Below are 18,251 nucleotides of genomic sequence, written 5' to 3' on the forward strand. Positions count from 1 at the left end.
GAACGACCACGTGCTCATCGCATTAGGACTTACCGTTGTACTTTTGTCGGTGTTCGGTGGCTTCGTCCTGTCCGGTGGCAGCCTGGGCCCACTGTATCAACCCACCGAGCTGCTGATGATTGGAGGGGCCGGTATCGGGGCGTTCATCGCCGCCAATAACGGCAAGGCGATCAGAGCCACGCTCAGCGCAGTCTCGCGATTCAAGCGCAGCGTCAAGTACGACAAGGCGTTGTACATGGAGCTGATGGCACTGATGTATGCCTTGCTGAGCAAAGCTCGACGTGAAGGCATGCTTGCCCTGGAACGGGATATCGACGACCCCGGCCAGAGCGTGGTTTTTTCCCAGTATCCACGGCTGGTCACCGATCCGATGATCATCAATTTCATCACCGATTACCTGCGCCTGTTAATCAGCAGCGCGATGCAGACCCACGAGCTCGACGAACTGATGCTGCACGAGATTGAAGAGTTCGAGCACGAAACTCATTTGCCCTCCGACGCCTTGTACAAAGTCAGCGATGCATTACCGGCCTTCGGTATCGTCGCGGCGGTCATGGGGGTGGTCAAAGCCTTGAGCTCGGTCGACGTTGGCCCGGAATTGATGGGGCAGATGATCGCTCACGCACTGGTCGGCACCTTCCTCGGTATTTACCTGGCCTACGGCGTGGTTGCGCCACTGGCCAGTCGTATCGATCGACAGGCCGCCGAGTCCGTCAAGATGCTGCAGTGCATTCGCGTCACACTGTTGGCGAGCCTGCAAGGGATGCCGCCGCAACTGGCAGTGGAGTTCGGTCGCAAGGCCCTGCACACCAGCGAAAGACCCAGCGCGCTGGAGCTGGAAAGCTACGTGCGTGGAGGCGGTGCCAGCGCCCCGCTTGGAATCGAAAAAGTATGAGTGATCAACCGATCATCATCCGGCGCAAGAAAAAGGCCGCTCGCGGGCACCATGGCGGGGCCTGGAAAATTGCCTTTGCCGACTTCATGACCGCGCTGATGGCGTTGTTTCTGGTGTTGTGGGTACTGTCCAACGCCAGCAAAAGCGATAAGGACGCGATTGCCGAATACTTCAGTACGCCGTTGCTGGTCGCCATGAGCAAGGGCGATCGCAACTCCGCGAGCACCAGCGCAATTCCCGGCGGAGGCCCCGACCCACGTTTCTCCCAGGGCGAGCGGGCACGCATGGACCAGCGTCCCGAACGCTTGTCCGGCGAGGAGCGACGCCATCTGGAATCCCTCAAACATCGACTGGAAAGTGCAGTGGAGCGCGACCCGCAACTCAGGGAACTCAAGCAACAGATTTCTATCGAGCTGAGTCCGGAAGGTTTGCGCGTGCAGTTGCTCGACACGGACAAACGCCCCATGTTCGAACTGGGAAGCGCCAACGTCGCGCCCTATCTGCGCAACCTTCTGAAGACCTTTGCCCCCGTGCTCAATGAACTGCCCAACCGCATTCAAATCAGCGGGCATACCGACAGCCACCCGTATCCGGGCGGTGAGACAGGCTACAACAACTGGGACTTGTCCGCCGACCGCGCCAAAGCCTCTCGCCAGGAGCTGGTCGCCGGCGGCCTGGATTCGGACAAGTTACTGCGTGTCTCTGGCATGTCCGATCGCATCCGCTTCCACGGCGCCGGTCCCTATGACGCCTCCAACCGACGGATCGAAATCATCGTTCTGGACAGCCGCGCCGCGCAGAAAATTCTGTCCCAGGACGAATATGGTCCGTTGGAGACACCGGAGCCAAAACCCTCGGAGCCCGCCACAAGCACGCCTGCGGAACAAACGCGACATTAGCGCTCGTTTGTGAGTGGTGTTTGCACGATCAGGCGTCTTTGCTGCTGCGCACAATACCGACCTTTGACATGTCGCGCGGGTCGCCGCAGGCGCCTGGAGAGCCATGGCCGAGACCAGCAGAGAGGACAAGACCGAAGCGGCGACGCCGCGACGAATAGAGAAGGCCCGTGAACAGGGTCAGGTCGCACGTTCTCGCGAAATGAACACATTCATCATGTTGCTGGCCGGCATCGGTGGGCTGTGGATCATGGGCGGCAAGCTGTATGACAACCTGGGACAGGTCATGGAGCAGGCGCTGCTGTTCGATCGTGCACAACTGTTCGACACGGCGCGCATGCTCAGTGTGATCTGGTCACTGAGCCAGATCGCCCTGTTCGCCTTGGTGCCATTCTTCGCCCTGATGACCCTCACAGCCCTCGCGGCGCCGGCGTTACTGGGAGGACTGGTGATTACCCTGGCAGCGGTACGACCGCAGTTTTCGAGGGTCAACCCGATGAGCGGACTGGCGCGGCTTTTTTCCATGCAGGTGCTGGTTGAGCTGGCAAAAGCCATCGCCAAGGCCACACTCATCGGCACCGTGCTCTACTTCTTCCTCAAAGCACACATCGGTCAGTTGCTGGCCCTACCGCAGATGCCCGCGCAGCAAGCACTGACGGCGGTCATGGGGCTAGCCGCCAAGGCCTGTGTGATGTGTGTGGCAGCCTTGATTATCGTCGTCGGCATTGATGCACCTTATCAGTTGTGGACCTACGCCAAGAACCTGCGCATGTCCAAGGAAGAACAGCGTCAGGAACACAAGAACGCCGACGGCGACCCGCACATCAAGGCCCGGATCCGCCAGTTGCAACAGACCCGCGCTCGGCGACGCATGATGAGCAAGGTGCCCAAGGCCGACGTCATCGTCACCAACCCCAGCCATTTCGCCGTAGCCCTGTCCTATCAAAAGGATCAGAACGGCGCCCCCAGAGTCGTCGCCAAAGGTGCCGATGACGTGGCTCTGCGTATTCGAGAAATCGCACAGGAACATAACCTGCCCGTGCTCGAAGCCGCGCCGCTGGCCCGTGCACTTTACTTTCACGTCGACCTGGATCGTGAAATTCCCATTGAGCTTTACACCGTGGTCGCTGAAGTCGTGGCCTGGGCCATACGGCTCAAACGCGTCAATGAACATGGCGGTGACGTTCCCCCGACCCCGGTGAACCTGTCCGTACCACCCGGTATGGACCAGCGTGGCCCGCGTAATGCCAAACCTGAGGATGAACAGAACGAATGAAAGGCATGACCGATTTACTCGGACCTGACTCCTGGCTGGCCAGAACCGACCTGAAGATCATGACTGGGCCGGTGCTGATCATCCTCATCCTGTCGATGATGATCCTGCCGCTGCCGACGTTTATCCTGGATCTGCTGTTCACCTTCAACATCGCGCTGGCGATCATGGTGTTGATGGTGAGCATGCTCACGGAGAAACCGCTGGATTTCTCTGCGTTTCCCTCCGTACTGCTATTCACCACCTTATTGCGCCTGTCACTCAACGTTGCCTCGACCCGAGTGATCTTGATGGAGGGCCATACCGGCACCGACGCGGCCGGGAAGGTCATTGAGGCCTTCGGCGAGTTTCTGGTGGGCGGTAACTTTGCCGTGGGTCTGGCACTGTTCCTGATTCTGGTCACCATCAACTTCATGGTGATCACCAAGGGCGCCGGACGGATCGCGGAAGTCGGCGCACGCTTTACCCTGGATTCGATGCCCGGTAAACAGATGGCCATCGATGCCGACCTGAACGCCGGCCTGATCGGCGAACCACAAGCCCGCCAACGGCGCAAGGAAGTCGCCCAGGAAGCGGACTTCTTCGGTTCCATGGACGGTGCCAGCAAGTTCGTGCGTGGCGACGCAGTGGCCGGGCTGGTGATCATGGCGGTCTGTATCATCGGGGGCCTGGCCATCGGTATCCTGCAACACGACATGGCGTTCGCCGACGCCGCCCACACTTACACCATGCTGACCATTGGCGACGGCCTGGTGGCGCAGATTCCCGGCCTGGTGATTTCCATTGCCGCCGGTGTCACGGTCTCGCGGGTCAATACCGAACAAGACGTCGGCCAGCAGATGATGGGCCAGCTGTTCAGCCGGCCAAAAGTACTGATGATGACGGCGGGCGTGATGGGCTTGCTCGGGCTGGTTCCGGGCATGCCCAACCTGGTGTTCCTGATCCTCACCGGATTGCTCGGTGGGCTGGGCTGGTGGTTTTCCAAGCAGGAGAACGCCCCCGTGGAAAACTCAATCCAGACCCTGCTGCCCAAATCGGCATCACAAAGTACCGAGGCCACCTGGGACGATGTGCAACTGGTCGACACCCTGAGTTTGCGCGTGGGCCACCGGCTGATTCCATTGGTGGATGTGCGCCAGCAAGGCGAGTTGGTGACCCGAATCAAAAGCCTGCGCAAAAAATTCGCCCAGGACGTCGGCTTCCTGCCCCCCGTGGTTCATGTGCGCGACAAGCTTGAGTTGTCGCCCAACACCTACATCATCAGCCTTAAAGGGGTTGAGATCGGACGCGGTGAAATCTTTCCCGGCAAGTGGCTGGCCATCAACCCCGGCAAGGTCACCAACGAACTTGAAGGCACAGCGGCGGTGGATCCGGCGTTTGGTTTACCAGCCATCTGGATCGAGCCGAACCTGCGTGAACACGGGCAGATTTATGGCTACACCGTGGTCGACGCCAGCACCGTGACGGCCACCCACCTCAACCATCTCTTGCATCAACACGCCAAAGACATGCTGGGACGCGGCGAGGTCCAGAAGCTTCTGGACAAACTCGGTCCCGACAGCAAAGGGCTGATCGACGAAGTCGTGCCCAAGCTCGTGTCGCTGACGGTATTGCAACGCGTGCTGCAGAACCTGCTGGAAGAAAACGTCTCGATCCGAGACATGCGCACCATCCTCGATGCCCTGGCCGAACATGGCGGCGCGCAACAACCACCGGATGTTCAAGAACTGACCGCCGTTGTGCGCATCGCCCTGGGCCGCTCGATCGTCAACCAACTATTTGCCAACAAGCCCGAACTGAAAGTCATCGGGCTGGACTTCAACCTCGAACAGGTGCTGATGCAGGCGGTCGGCAATGGCGGCTCGCTGGAGCCGAGCCTGGCGGACAACCTGATGCAACAGACCTCACTGGCCCTCAAGCGCCAGGAGGTCAGCACCGAACCGCCCGTGTTGGTCGTACCGAACAAGCTGCGCCCCGTGTTATCGCGTTTCTTGCGGCGCCGCCTGCGTCAATTGACGGTGATCTCCCTGAGCGAAGTACCGGATGACCGAACGCTTCGCATGATTAACGTGATAGGAGCAACACCCAAGTGAGCGCTCAACGATTTATCGGTGCCAACAGCCGCGAGGCCATGAATCAGGTTCGTCTCGCCTTGGGTGAAGAGGCCCTGATCCTGTCGAGCCGCATGACCGACGACGGCGTCGAAATCATGGCGCTGGCCGAAGAACCCCACGTACAGACCGTTGCGCCGTCGCGCCTTGGCGAACCGGCAGAAACAGACGACGGTCCGCTGCCGGTCAGTGCGCACCACGCCGCTGCCGCGTACGCCAACCAGATCAGCACACTGTCGTCACGGCCTGTTGATAGACCCGTTGCAGCACACTCCACAGCAGAAACCGCCCTGGATTTCGCCGCGTTCAGTGAGCGTCTGCTGAATGAAATCCAGGACATGCGCCAGCTCATCAATCGCCAGGCAGAGGGCACCGACCAGGGCTGTCGGCCTCGATTAATCAAATGGCTGCTCGAGGCAGGCTTCAGTGGGCCGCTGAGCGAGGAGTTACTCGGCACGACGCCGCCCCAGCTACAGGGGGCGGACGCCACACCGGCAAGGCTGCAAGCCTGGCTTGCGCAAAAACTCAACAGCCGATTGAACCAGCTTGGCGATGAAGCTGAACTGTTCGACAACACGCGCATCATTGCCCTGGTGGGGCCAACCGGGGTAGGGAAAACCACCACGACCGCCAAGCTCGCGGCGCGTTATGTGATGCGTCATGGCGCCAGTCAGGTCGCCCTGGTCACCACCGACAATTTTCGTATCGGCGCCCACGAACAACTGCGTATCTATGCCCAACTGCTGGGGGTCGAACTGCACACGCCGGGGCCTGCGGCGGAGCTCAATCCGCTGCTCGCCGAACTGGCCGACAAGCGACTGGTGATCATCGACACCGTGGGCATGAGTCAGCGCGACCAGCGCCTGCTGACGCAAATCAACCAACTGGGTTCAAGCGGCCTGGCGTTGCGCCTGATGCTGGTGATCAACGCGGCCAGCCATGGCGACACCCTCGAAGAAGTAGTGCAAACCTACCGTGACGCCGCGCAGGCTGCCGGTTGCCGCCTGGACGATTGCATCATCAGCAAATGCGATGAGGCCGCACGGCTGGGGCCGGCGCTGGACACCGTGATTCGCCACGGTCTGCGCCTGAACTACCTGTCCGTCGGCCAGCAAGTACCTGAAGACTTACAGCTCCCCGCCGCTTCGGCCTTCCTGCAACAAACACTGGATATCTCGCGCCCGTCCCTGTTTGCTGCAAAACCGAGTGCCTCGACGGCCCGACAACTGGATGCGCTGGTGCGCGGTTTATTGGGCCAGAGCCGGGCTATCTCGTCATTGCGCGACAGCCTGAGCAATCGGATCGCAGGTTTTGCGCAATTGCTTGATGTCTGGCCCCTGATGGGCTTGCCCCAAGCGACGCTGCACCAGCGCTGGGCTGCGTTCCTGAGTGAGCAGGAGCGCTGGGCACCTGCCCATCCCGACGGCCTGCTGTTTTGGGGGGCGCCGCGCCCGGTGGCCGGCGCCACCTGGAACATGCCCTTGTTGGCGGTGGACAACGCGGGGCAGTTGCAAGCCCGACCGTGGCTGACACACCGAATGCCGATTGGCGCACTGCCTCGCTTGAGCTGGTGTCAGCCTCGCTGGCCGGCGCATCGTCATCTGTGGTCCACCTTCCCGAGCAGGGAAATCCTTGATGCATTGCACCGTAACGACCAGAGATGGCTAAGCGCAGTCAAAGGCAGCCAGCGGGTCATGTATCACGGTGAGCTTAGGCACCTCGGCACACTGACCACACACAGCGAAGACTTCGGCATGCGTGAACTGAAGTACCGCAGCCGGAGCGTGCGTCTGAACCTGAGCCATCTACCGGTCACGCTCAAGGGTTCGACTCAAGAACCCTTGCACGCCTGGTTCGGTACCCTGCATGACAGCCATAGCGGCCAGTGCCTGGGACAACGCTGGTGGCTGGTGGGAGGCAATACACCTGGGGCGTTGAAGGATCAGGTGGCCGACCTGATCTTGCAGTTGACCCATGACGAACTGCCGAAGCTCACAGGGCGTGGCTGGTCGCTATTGCTCGACATTGAGCCGCACCTGCATGCCGAAATGCGCTTGTACCTGGCGGCCGGACTGGCCGCCACCGCCGTACGACTGACCAACGCCAGCGAGGACTGGGCCTTTCAGGCCCGCATACAACTGATGGGGCTATTGCCCGGAAAACGCGCTGGCAACGCTTCGGGGATCCTTGAAAGTTTGCTGCACTTGCTGACCGTCAACGATGCCTTCGCGCGCATGAATAACACCCAGACCAGCGTCCGCACATGAGTGCCCCGGCCACCCGGTCAGCGGCGCACACCCTGGACCAGGCCGCGGGCCTACGGCGCTGGGCCGAGCAGAACAAGGCCCCTTTCACTACCGCTGTCCATGACGTCAAACCGTCAGCGCCGGATCGCACATTGATTCTGTTCGGCACCGCGCAGGCGACAAACCAGGTTCATCAAACCCTGGTGCGTTGGCACCACCAAGGCCACCAATGGATCGGCCATCCCAACCGCTGGCGCGTGCAGCCTGTGGAAAACAGTCGTCTGGATTTGCGTGCACTGACCCTTCAGCAACCACGCTGGGGGATATGGATCGACAGCGACCTTGGTGCCTTTCGTCGAGCGTTCCAGAGCTTGCGCCAACTCAGCGAACACGGTGGCCCCAACCATGTGCTGGCGCTGCACCCCGGCTTTTCCCGACAGGGTCTGCTCGGCAACTTGCAAGACGCCGCACAACGCTATCTCGGGATTCGACTGTTGCTCATCAATGAAGTGAACGACTGAGCCGTTGGCCATTTCTCGCCATGGCTAAGCGGGGAATATGTCGTGTAGCGCGTGGCTGTTCCACGCTTAAGGGGCTCGGGGGAGCGGTAATAATCCTGATACCACGACTCCAGGCGTCACGCGGCTTCCAACTGTGCGGATGCCTCATTGCCATTTTTTGTCTTTCGCAGGCGCGCACGATGTATACCGCACAAGGCAAGATGAGCCAGCAGGAATTGCTCCAGCAGTACCTACCCTTGGTCCGACGGCAAGCACTAGGTCTCAAAACGCGGCTGCCAGCCAATATCGAACTGGATGATTTGATTCAAGCCGGCAGCATCGGCTTGCTTGATGCCATGACTCGCTATGATCTGAACGTGGGGGCTACGTTCGGCACCTACGCATCGCAACGTATCCGCGGCGCGATGATCGACGAACTGCGCACCCGCGACTGGGTCCCCCGCAGCGTGCGCCGCAACGCACGCGCGGTGGAAGACGCCATGCACCGCGTCGAGCAAAGCCTGGGACGGCCCGCCAAAGAGCGCGAAGTCGCTGCTGCGATGGGTCTGACGCTCGCGCAATATCACCAAGTGCTCAGCGATACCAACGGCAGCCAGATGCTGCCCATCGACGATGTGAACGAAGAGCATATCGATGAGACCAGCTCCCGACACCTGACCCCCTTCGCCGAACTGGTCAATGATCGCAATCGCGCCCAACTCATGCGCGCCATTGATGCCCTTCCCGAGCGGGAAAGACTGCTGCTCGCGCTGTGCCACCACGAAAAACTCAACCTGCGGGAGATTGGCCTGGTGCTGGGCGTGAGCGAGTCGCGCGTCTGTCAGTTGCACAGCCAGGCCATTGCCCGGTTGCGCGCGAGCATGGCGGAGTAGCGGTCATGAAAGTCAGCCTATTGGGCTGAGCAACGTTCCCATGCCAGCACGGGAACGTTCACCGTCACCACACCCCTCACTCGGCGTAAGCCACCTCGTTATAGCTACCCACTAACCAGGTCAGTTCTGACCTGGGTACTTCAGTGAGGGGACGCAAGTCGAACCTTGCCATTCGGCCAACGAACTCGGTCGGTGCTACCAATCGCTCGACCACATGATAGTGAGGACGATCGAGGTAGTCGTCGAACAGCACGATCATCGGCTTGCTCGCCCGCAGGTAGGCGGTCACGAAGCAGGCAATCCGGAAGCGTCCATCGATCAGGATCACATCAGGTTCCTGAAAAAACGACTCGTCCCAGACCTTCAGCGGATAGGTGTGGAATCGTTTCCAGGCCCGGGCATTCTTCGGCCGCGCCCACTTCCCAGTCTCACCGACATCGACTGGATAAATCACCGGACGCGATGGCAGCTCAGCGTTGGCGATCCAGGCCTGCATGTCCTTGGCCCAACGTGCGTCGTTTTCTACCGAAATCACCGACTTGTCCGGCATCCTGGCGGCAATGAGGGTTGAGCCACCACTGCCGTACTCCAGAATCACGGAGGCCTCTGAATAGATTTTTTTGAGATAGACCGCAACGTCCTCAGGAAACGTCACCTGGGGTTCCTGCATCTGCGCCTGAGCGGCGCTTGGCTGAGGTTCATCGTGACCTGTAGCAAATGCCTGGACCGGGCCTGATGGGTGGGCCGGGTGGGCCGGCGATGAGCCCTGGCAATGCTTGCGATACTGCTCGGCCAAATCACTGTCGAGTGCCGCAATCAGTTGCGTGGCGACGTCATGGACGCCGTACACCGTATGCAGTATGAACGCCAGTTTCAGACGCTGGTTGTCCGACAGTGACGCCATTCGCGCGGCGTCGGGCAGGAACAAGGCGTCGGCACAGACAAGATGAGATGCACGAAGCTGCACGCTGCTCTCATCCTGGGGCAGATGACTGGTGTGCTGAAGTCTGTTCAATCGATAGAAACTGAAGCCCAGTCGCGCAAGGCTTTTGCTGATAAGCCCCATATCGGGTTGCTGGCGGTGGGTCGGCGTGAAATTGATCCGGGCCTGTACCATCAGTGTATCGGCCAGCCTGCGTTGTCCGTGTTCAATCACAGCCAGGCTGTCGTTCAAATTGTCCAGCAACAGCCAATCAACGGACTGCAAACCGTTGATGCTGTCGAGCTTCAAGGTAGGCAGCGCAAGTTTGGCCAGTACCCTGGGACTGATGTCAGGGCTTGGCGCGGACAGCGGTTCCAACGTAGCCGTCATGACAGGATCAAGGCAGGCATAAAGGGTCACCGCCCGACCATCGCCCAACGCTGCATGCGGGTAATGATGCAATTCGCCCAGTTGCGCCAATTGTTTTGCGTTGTCTACTCGGCTGGCCGGATCGAACACAATCGTCGAAAAGGCACCCAGTTTTTGCAACTCGACGAACTGCGCCGAAGCCACCAGCGTTGCACCGTGATCCAGCGTGACGATCTTGCCCTGAAACTTGAAGCTGAAGCCCTTCTCTTCGAGCGGCGCGACGGGGTGCTGGATGTCCATGGCACCCGGCTCATTCTGAAACCAGGCGTGCCCGTCCTTGTCCAGCGTCAACGCCGCAGCGGGCTTGCCCTCGCAATAGCGCTGCCAGATCGCCCGCATGGCTGCGCTGAAATGGCTCGCAAAACGACGGCTGTCACAGACCGGCGAACGCATCAGCACATCGCGCAGGTGGCCGCGAATACGGGAGAGGCTTTTCAAATCCCCGGCCAGGCCGATAGCCCGCTGACGGTACTCCTCCCAACTGTTGACCACCAACTCGGGTAAACCGGCATTGACCAGGTGTGTGGCCGAGTGACGCCCGGCAAAGGTCGGCCCGGGCAAAGTGACCACCGGCACGCCCATCAACAACGCCTCGCAAGTGGTCAGGCCGCCGGAGTAAGGCCAGGGATCCAGTGCAATATCAATGCGGTTGTAAGTCTCAAGCAGGTACTTATGGCCGACCGGCCCTTCGACAAGCACACGTTCCCGGGCTACCCCTTGAGCGGCCATGAAGGCATGCACATGCTCGCGCAGCTCACTGTTGCCGAACGCCCCGCCCTTGAGCAGCAACCGCGAATCCGGCGTAGCCTGCATCAACTCGGCCCACTGGGCCAGCAAGACATCATTGATCTTGGTCGGATTATTGAAGCACCCGTACGTGATGAAGCCGTTCTCCAGCGCCGGCAACGGCTTGATGTCCGGCGTGTAGGGTGGCGGGTCATAGCAGATGTAATCGTCGGGCAGACGGATGAGCTTTTCGGTGTAGAACCCATCCTCGCCCTCAGGCGACTCGATGCTGTCGCTGAGCAGATAGTCAATCGCGTCCAGCCCTGTGGTGTTGATCAGCCCGCCCACCCACTTGACCAACAGCGGCGCCGGCTGCAAAGCCATGGCGCCCATGCGGTTACCGGCATTGTGACCACACAGGTCGATCAGGATATCGATCCCGTCGTCACGAATACGCTGGGCCAGCGCGTGCTCATCCATATGCTTGATCGCGAGCCACTGATGAACCGTGGCGCGAATGCGCCGGGTCAGATGATCACTGACCTGGCTGGTGGTGTAGGCGAACAATTGAAAATGATGACGCGGCAGTTTCTCCAGCACACCCACGATCATGTTGCCCACCGGATGCTGGCGTAAACCATCGGACACCAGGCCGATGCGCAAGCATCGGTTCGGCGCGAGGTCCTGTACCTGCGGCCGCGGAGGAACGGATTTTGGGCCGAAGCGCGACTGCCATTGCTTGCAGACCTCGAAGATATACTCGCGGCTGCGCTCAGGGTCGTAGTGCAGCGACGTCAAGCGATTGGAATACGGCAACACATCCTTGCGCCGGGCCAGTGCCACTGCCTTTTGATAGTACTCATCGGCCTTGGCCAACTGGCCGATGTCCTTGTACAAATTGGCCGCGTTGTTCCAGTGGCTGTAATCCCCCGGCTCTCGCTCGATCAGTTTGCCGAACACGGCGATAGCCTCGCTGTAGCGCTCCAGCCGGTTGAGGATCAAGCCTTTCCTGGACAGCATGCGACAGTCATCCGGTGAGATATCCAGCGCTTGCTCGATGTGCTGCAAGGCTTTGGTGAACTGGCCCTTTTCAAAATGGAGCGTGGACAGACGATGATGGCCCGCTGAGAAATCGGGGTTGATCTCCAGGGCTTTAAGGGTAAGTTCCTGGGCACGATCAGCCTGACCGAGTTTTTGCGCCGCCTTGGCCACCAGTTCCAACGTCTGTGGATCGTCGGGCAGCAGACTCAGCGCTCGCTCGAAACTGGCCAGCGCACGTTCAGGCTCGGCTTTGAGCTCCAGATTGCCCAGGTCTTTCCACACTTGCGGGTCACGCGGGCGCTGCTGGCTAAGCCGTCGCGCCTGGGTCAGGTCTCGCGTATCAGCGGCGCGACTTGACGTCGCTGAGGTGTGTTTTTTGTGCGATCGGGCACGCAGGGGTTTGGGCATGAAAAGACAGCCTTGTGAAGGAAGAGTCTGCCCTCAATGCTATCGCGGCACCTGCGCGAGCAAAGCCCGGATAAGCCCACGGCAGCCCCACGATTACGCGGTATTGCGTCGTGGCCAGACAACGGAAAAAGGGGCTCAGCTTGCGCTGGCCCCTGTGTACCGCAGGCTACGAATGTGAGGGGTTTACTGCAGCAGAGTCAGCATTTGCTCAGGCATGGAGTTGGCTTGAGCCAATACCGAAGTACCTGCTTGCTGAAGGATCTGGGCACTGGTCATCGCCGACACTTCAGTGGCGTAGTCCACGTCCTGAATACCCGAACGGGCGGATGTCAGGTTGGTGGTGGTGGTCGAGATGTTGGTGATCGCCGAGTCGAATCGGTTCTGCACCGCACCGAGGTCCGAACGCATGGAGTCAACGGTATTGAGCGCACTGTCGAGCGTGGTCAGGGTATCTGTCGACTTTTTGATAACCTCATTTTCCGTGTCGATGGTGATGCTGGCCGTGGTGGTGGTGCCACTGGTCTTCAGCGTGACGTCGGCCGCATAGGTTTTACCGCCCACCGTCAGGAAGTAGTCGCCGTCGGCGTCTGTGGACAAGGTACCACCGGCGATGGCGGTGCCGGACTTGTCGACATAACTGGTGTTGGTCGACGTGATCGCGGTACCCGCGCTGTCCGACAGGGTTGCAGCGGTCAGCGTGGTGTCATAGCCGTTAACGTTGAAGTCACCCAACCCCAGGGTTTGGGCGTTGATTTCGCTCAGTTTGATATCAATGGTCTCGCCATCGTTCGCACCCACCTGGATGGTGATGGTCTGGTCGGACGCCAGCACATCGACGCCGTTGAACGCGGTTTGCTCGGAGATACGGTTGATCTCGTCCAGACGCTGGGTGATCTCGTCCTGGATCGACTGTGCGTCGGACTGGGAGTTGGTACCGTTGGAAGCTTGAACGGCCAGCTCACGAATACGCTGCAAGTTGTCGTTCACCTGGTCCAGGGCGCCTTCAGTGGTTTGTGCCAGGGAGATCCCGTCGCTGGCGTTGCTGCTCGCTTGCTCCAGACCGGTGATCTGCGAGGTCATACGGTTGGCGATCGCCTGACCGGCGGCGTCATCGGAGGCGCTGTTGATTTTCAGACCGGACGACAGGCGTTCGATCGAAGTACTCAGACTGTTTTCCGAGGTATTCAGGTTTTGTTGAGCGATCAGCGAGGTGATGTTGGTATTAATAACTGACATTTTGCAGTTCCTTCTCGTGGGGGAGGTGCTTATGACAAATTCACAACCCGGCGCCCGTTGCTTTCAGCGCCGTTGCCGTACAGACATTGCGAACATCGGCGATCCGATTACCCACCTTTAGGCAGCCCTGAAAAAAATTTCAGACTCGCTTTCCTGCGTCCGCAGACCCGACAGCCCGTTGCGTAGCGCAGATTTCGCCAGGGAAAGTGGCTGTATTAACGGATTTGAAACAGCGCGCGCCACGCTATAAAGCTTCCCTGCCTTAATCGCACCAACGCCCTGTCGAAGGTGCCGAATGCTGTTCTCAGGAGTGCCGCATGAACCCCTCGACCCTGATTGGTATGCTCGCCAGCCTCTTGCTGTTGGCCGTCCTACTGGTTTTCTGTGCGCAACAACCGGGCCTGTTCATTGATATACCGAGCCTGGGCATTGTGGTGGTCGGCACCTTTGCCGCGACCTTCATCAGCTATCCGCTGAGCGAAGTGCTGCGCATCTTCAGCCTCATCAAAACGGTGATCCGCAACGAGCGCGAATACACCCAGGAAGACATCAATGAACTGGTCAGCCTGTCGCGTCTGTGGGTCGACGGTGACTTGCGAGCCGTTGAGGGGGCACTGGATCAGGTAAAAAATCCCTTCTTGCGTTCCGGCGTACAGTTGGTGATCGACAAAACACCGGAAGACGACATCCTCGAACTGCTGCAATGGCGCATTTCAAGGCTGCGCGCCAAAGAACAGGCCGAGGCGCAGCTGTTTCGCGTCATGGCCAACTACGCCCCGGCCTTCGGCATGCTGGGCACCCTGGTGGGATTGGTGAACCTCATGTTCGTGCTCGGCGATGGCGACATGATCACCATCGGCAGGCAAATGGCCGTCGGCCTCATGACCACCCTTTACGGTGTGCTACTGGCCAACCTGGTGTTCAAACCCGTCGCGGTCAAACTGGAGCGGCGCACTGAACAGCGGGTGGTGCTGATGAACATGATCCTGCAAGGCATTTCCATGATGTCCAATAAGCGCAGCCCGGGCTTGATGCGTGAAACACTGAAATCCTTCGTCGCCCAGCATCAGAACGAATTGCGTGACGAACCCCCTCGCCTAAGCCGCAAATTGTTGCCTCTCAAGTGGGACCCGCGAACATGAGGGTGTCCAACGGCGCTGTCTCAGAGCCCCCGCTGGCCGACGATCAGCACTGGCTGGCTCGTCATCGAGCCCTTGAAATGGAACTGATGCAGGCTCGGCAGAATCATCGTGGCCTGAAACGTAAAAACGCAGCGGCGGCGGTTGCCAGCATCCCGCCCGTGGATGAGACCGGGAGCGATGCCTGGATGATGACCTATCTGGACATGATGACGCTGTTGCTGGTGGTCACCATGGCCATGCTGGCCATGGCCGGCAAGGGCCATGACCCTGCCCGCAAAGCCGACTTCAGCCTGAGCCAGATTTTCAGTGCAAAAAAACTGACCCAATTGGATCCGCCGGGAACGTTGCTGCTCGTGCCGCAAACCAAACCACCGGCCGAACCAGAACCGACGCCTGAGCCCATCACCTCGACTGACATAGCATCCCTGCCCCCAGCCGTACCCGTCGCCGCAACGACCGAGGCCCCAGCGCCCGAACCCGCCGCTGCGCAAAATACCGCTCCCCCCACCCCCGATAAACCCAGCGTTGATGACCTGCTCAAAGAACTGCCGCTGGACAAGCTGGGCAGTGATATTGAAGTTGTCACCAACGAAAGCACCGTCAGCTTCCGGATCAGCAGTGAAATCATCTTCCCCTCCGGCCAGTCTGATCTGAGCCTCGGCGGCCTGAGCGTCCTGCAACACCTGATACCCGTGCTCGAAAGCGTCCCACACAAAGTCATCGTCGCCGGCCACACCGACACACAAGACATCCGCAGCTCTCGCTTCCCTTCCAATTGGGAACTCTCCGGCGCCCGCGCCGGCAGCGTCGTGCGCTACCTTCAGAGCAACGGCATCAAGAGCGAACGTCTTGCCGCCGTTGGCTATGCAGACACTCGCCCCCTGGGCGACAACACAACGGCCCAAGGACGCGCCAGCAACCGTCGGGTGGAGTTGATTCTGGAACGCTGAGCCTTGGGTTGCCTACGGATAAAAATGCAGCCGAATGTTTGGTAGAGTGCATGGCTTTTTTGGCAACGGAACAACCTGCTGCCATCGCAGGCGCAACGCCGACAATTTAGGGAAGAAACAGGTATGAACATAAGGGAAGCTCAGAAGAAAGCCTCGTTGAAGATGCTGCTGGGGGCGGGGATCGGGATCCTCAGCCTTATCAGTACGGTAATTTCTACACTGCTGATGTTCGCTTCAAAAATGGACGACGGCAGTTCCTTGGGCAATGCGATCACTTATCAGCTCAAGCGGCTCGTCTATTTCTGTTACGAACACACCAGCGGCCTCCATTGGCTCTGGGACCTGGCCCCGATTCCCGACCCGTACTGGCTGGCCTCGCCCAGCAACCTGGGGTTTATTGGCGTCTATCTGGGGATTTTCGTAGGGGCTGCTCTTTTCTCGTCCGGCGCAACGCTGAAGGCCAGAATTCGCAGGATCAGGCTGGAGATCGAAGACCAGCTCATCAAGGAATCCATTGCGGGAACAAGTTTGCGCACCCGAGAGCAGATCGAGCAATCCCTGGAGATCCCTACCAGCAGCATCTGGAAGCAATGGCATGAGCTTTACCTTGCCCCGCTGATTACAACGATTGTGGGTGCGCTGATACTCAAGTTCATTTTCGGCGTCTAGCTTCGACGCGCCCCGATGTGCCCGTCAAAACGGTTACGGTCGCATGAAGCTGTTTCTCATGAACTTTTCTTCACCCCATCGCCTCGCGCAACGGGGTAAAGTCCCCTCGCTCATTCAAGAAACTAAGGTTTTAGCCCGCCCTCCCGCGGGCTTTTTTTTGCCTGGGATTTACCCTGGCGATGGAGCGTTACCCAACGCTGGCGCCACCGTTGTTTGATGTCTCTTCAACAGAGGTTGCTCCAAGGCCACTCGTCCATAGAACACCAACGCCATCAGCCAACAAGTCAACCAGACAAAAATTCCCGCCCAGAATGTGTGAGACATGTAGTGCCAACCCTGCAGGACCCGCGTCGTGCCATAGACAAACCCCAAGGCCAGCGCTCCGTACATCAAGGCTTTCGAATAACGCCAGCGGTAGCGGCGAGCGACGAAATACAGCGCCAGCATTGTGAAACCGCCGGAAGCATGGCCGCCGGGCCAGCAGCGGCCGTCACCGGCGACTTTCAACAGGTTGAAATTCTGGAACCATTCCTTGTGCTCGATCTTGCCGGCGTATTGGGTGGTTTCCACCGGGCAGTACACGCTGGTGTGCCCCTTGAGGTAATGGATGACGCCCGTGCTGAGGGAAAATGCGAAGACCACATAAAGGAAATCACGACGGTGCTTGTGGGCAAAACGTAGCGGCGCCGCCAGCCTGGTTTTTTCCAGCACGCGAAGTAATCCAGCACGCTTCTCAGGCTTGAGTATCGGCCAGACAAACGACAGCAGCGCACCGATGATGGCCGCCTCGCCGGTCCAGTTCGGAATGACCCTGGCCCACTTGTGCGTGATTTTCTCGAACAACCGCACATGTTCCAACGGGAATACCTGGTGCAACGGGTCGTAAAATAAATCGCTGATGGCGATGTCGATGCGGGTCATGTCAAACAGCAAGAACACCACGGCGGCGCAGAACAGGGGAACTCCGAGATTGAGCCCGTAGAAGCGGGCACGAGCAGACGTCAGCATGGGCGGTCCTAATCGTGGGAAAAGTTACTGAAACGTCACCGAATGCCAGTCAGACGCTTCGATAAAACCGAGCAACCGTGGCACTTGGGGCTGGCCGGTGGAGACGAATAGCGAAGCACCATAGCCAAACGCCGAAGTCGGGTGCTGGAGCGCGGTTTCCAGTGCTTGCATGCATTCGCTGTGGGTAACCAGAATCAGATTGCGCCCGGCGACCTTGTGAGCCAGGGCATTGCGCAGAAGATCATGCCGGCAATTGATCAACCAATCGTCGCCAGCGCTTACTTTGTTAAACATGTAACCCGCCGTCTGGGCGGCGCGGGTCAGTGGGCTGTTGTAGAGGTCGACGTTGTCCAGGCCCAACTGCTCGAACCGGGCACCGAGGCCCACCGCAACGGCACGGGCCCGGTCAGTGATGCCCTCGCGGTCATTCAGGCAGGCGGCCTTGGCGTGGTCGCACCGTTCAACGTGGCGCACCAGCACGATCATCTCGCCCCTGGCCCAGCCATCGGCCAAGGCCCGGGCGCCGGCGATGTTGCCATGGGCCAGGTCAGGCACCGCCGCCGGGCTCAGTAACCAGAAGACCAGCGGGATCACCAGCAGCGCCGAAACCAGGACGACCACCGCGTTTCGATAACGGGCAAATCGGCGTGTATCGATCGAGCGCGTCATGCCGAAAAGGCTCAGTCTGAATTCCACATCAAGCCGCCCCGACGGCATTCACCCTGTCATTCGATGGCGCGACAGTAGAGAGACCGACGTAGGCAAGCGGTGAAACAGATGTGAAAAAAAGCTTGAGCGAGCGCCTGAATATTCTGCAAAACCTTTGCCTGGAAAAAAATCTTCAGATCCATGCCTGGCGGCCGATATAGCCCTGCTACAACTTCTTGCTGGCTCTTAAAAAAACAA

The 18,251-nt window shown here is 59.5% G+C and carries 14 protein-coding genes; 10 read left to right on the forward strand and 4 right to left on the reverse strand.

All coding sequences use genetic code 11. From position 1 onward, the window contains the following. Positions 1-10 precede the first annotated feature (10 nt). From motA to ACA047_RS25805, 7 genes are all read left to right on the forward strand, one after another. The gene (gene motA, locus ACA047_RS25775; RefSeq protein ID WP_497354211.1) at positions 11-895 is read left to right on the forward strand and encodes a flagellar motor stator protein MotA; all 885 of its coding nucleotides are present in this window, start codon (positions 11-13) and stop codon (positions 893-895) included. Beyond that, positions 892-1,794: a flagellar motor protein MotB gene (gene motB / locus ACA047_RS25780; protein ID WP_497354213.1), complete on the forward strand. Its 903-nt coding sequence runs from the start codon at positions 892-894 to the stop codon at positions 1,792-1,794. The genes motA and motB overlap by 4 nt, the downstream gene beginning before the upstream one ends. A gap of 103 nt (positions 1,795-1,897) precedes the next feature. Beyond that, positions 1,898-3,067, forward strand: a complete 1,170-nt coding sequence (flhB, locus tag ACA047_RS25785; protein WP_497354215.1) for a flagellar biosynthesis protein FlhB — start codon at positions 1,898-1,900, stop codon at positions 3,065-3,067. Beyond that, positions 3,064-5,157: a flagellar biosynthesis protein FlhA gene (flhA, locus tag ACA047_RS25790; RefSeq protein ID WP_497354217.1), complete on the forward strand. Its 2,094-nt coding sequence runs from the start codon at positions 3,064-3,066 to the stop codon at positions 5,155-5,157. The genes flhB and flhA overlap by 4 nt, the downstream gene beginning before the upstream one ends. After that, positions 5,154-7,442 carry a flagellar biosynthesis GTPase FlhF gene (gene flhF / locus ACA047_RS25795; RefSeq protein WP_497354219.1) on the forward strand — a complete coding sequence of 763 codons (2,289 nt, stop codon included), beginning with the start codon at positions 5,154-5,156 and terminating at the stop codon, positions 7,440-7,442. Before flhA ends, flhF begins: the two co-directional genes overlap by 4 nt. Continuing rightward, positions 7,439-7,942, forward strand: coding sequence for a hypothetical protein (locus tag ACA047_RS25800; RefSeq protein WP_497354221.1), 504 nt, complete (start codon positions 7,439-7,441; stop codon positions 7,940-7,942). The genes flhF and ACA047_RS25800 overlap by 4 nt, the downstream gene beginning before the upstream one ends. Before the next feature lie 179 nt (positions 7,943-8,121). Continuing rightward, complete coding sequence (locus ACA047_RS25805; RefSeq protein WP_497354223.1) at positions 8,122-8,814, forward strand: RNA polymerase sigma factor FliA; 693 nt, start codon at positions 8,122-8,124, stop codon at positions 8,812-8,814. 76 nt (positions 8,815-8,890) lie between these two features. On the opposite strand, the gene ACA047_RS25810 is transcribed toward ACA047_RS25805, so the two are convergent. Both ACA047_RS25810 and ACA047_RS25815 read right to left on the reverse strand, forming a co-directional pair. Then, a complete protein-coding gene (locus ACA047_RS25810; protein WP_497354225.1) occupies positions 8,891-12,340 on the reverse strand; it encodes an O-linked N-acetylglucosamine transferase, SPINDLY family protein in 3,450 nt (1,149 codons plus the stop codon). Between the two features lie 183 nt (positions 12,341-12,523). Next, complete coding sequence (locus ACA047_RS25815) at positions 12,524-13,576, reverse strand: flagellin N-terminal helical domain-containing protein (protein WP_497354227.1); 1,053 nt, start codon at positions 13,574-13,576, stop codon at positions 12,524-12,526. Positions 13,577-13,893: 317 nt separating this feature from the next. Here ACA047_RS25815 and ACA047_RS25820 point away from each other — a divergent pair, with 317 nt between their 5' ends. The 3 genes from ACA047_RS25820 to ACA047_RS25830 all read left to right on the forward strand — a co-directional run bounded on the left by ACA047_RS25820 (position 13,894) and on the right by ACA047_RS25830 (position 16,337). Beyond that, entirely contained in the window at positions 13,894-14,718 is an 825-nt protein-coding gene (locus ACA047_RS25820) for a motility protein A (protein WP_497354229.1), read from the forward strand. Further along, positions 14,715-15,668: an OmpA family protein gene (locus ACA047_RS25825; protein ID WP_497354231.1), complete on the forward strand. Its 954-nt coding sequence runs from the start codon at positions 14,715-14,717 to the stop codon at positions 15,666-15,668. Before ACA047_RS25820 ends, ACA047_RS25825 begins: the two co-directional genes overlap by 4 nt. 162 nt (positions 15,669-15,830) lie before the next feature. Next, positions 15,831-16,337, forward strand: a complete 507-nt coding sequence (locus ACA047_RS25830; protein ID WP_497360550.1) for a YniB family protein — start codon at positions 15,831-15,833, stop codon at positions 16,335-16,337. Between the two features lie 168 nt (positions 16,338-16,505). On the opposite strand, the gene ACA047_RS25835 is transcribed toward ACA047_RS25830, so the two are convergent. Together ACA047_RS25835 and pmrG are read right to left on the reverse strand one after the other, a co-directional pair. Continuing rightward, positions 16,506-17,345, reverse strand: a complete 840-nt coding sequence (locus ACA047_RS25835; RefSeq protein ID WP_497354233.1) for a phosphatase PAP2 family protein — start codon at positions 17,343-17,345, stop codon at positions 16,506-16,508. A 24-nt stretch (positions 17,346-17,369) separates the two neighbouring features. Then, positions 17,370-18,041 carry a lipopolysaccharide core heptose(II)-phosphate phosphatase PmrG gene (pmrG, locus tag ACA047_RS25840; protein WP_497354235.1) on the reverse strand — a complete coding sequence of 224 codons (672 nt, stop codon included), beginning with the start codon at positions 18,039-18,041 and terminating at the stop codon, positions 17,370-17,372. Positions 18,042-18,251: the final 210 nt, after the last annotated feature.

Source organism: Pseudomonas sp. LBUM1664 (genome assembly GCF_059695895.1).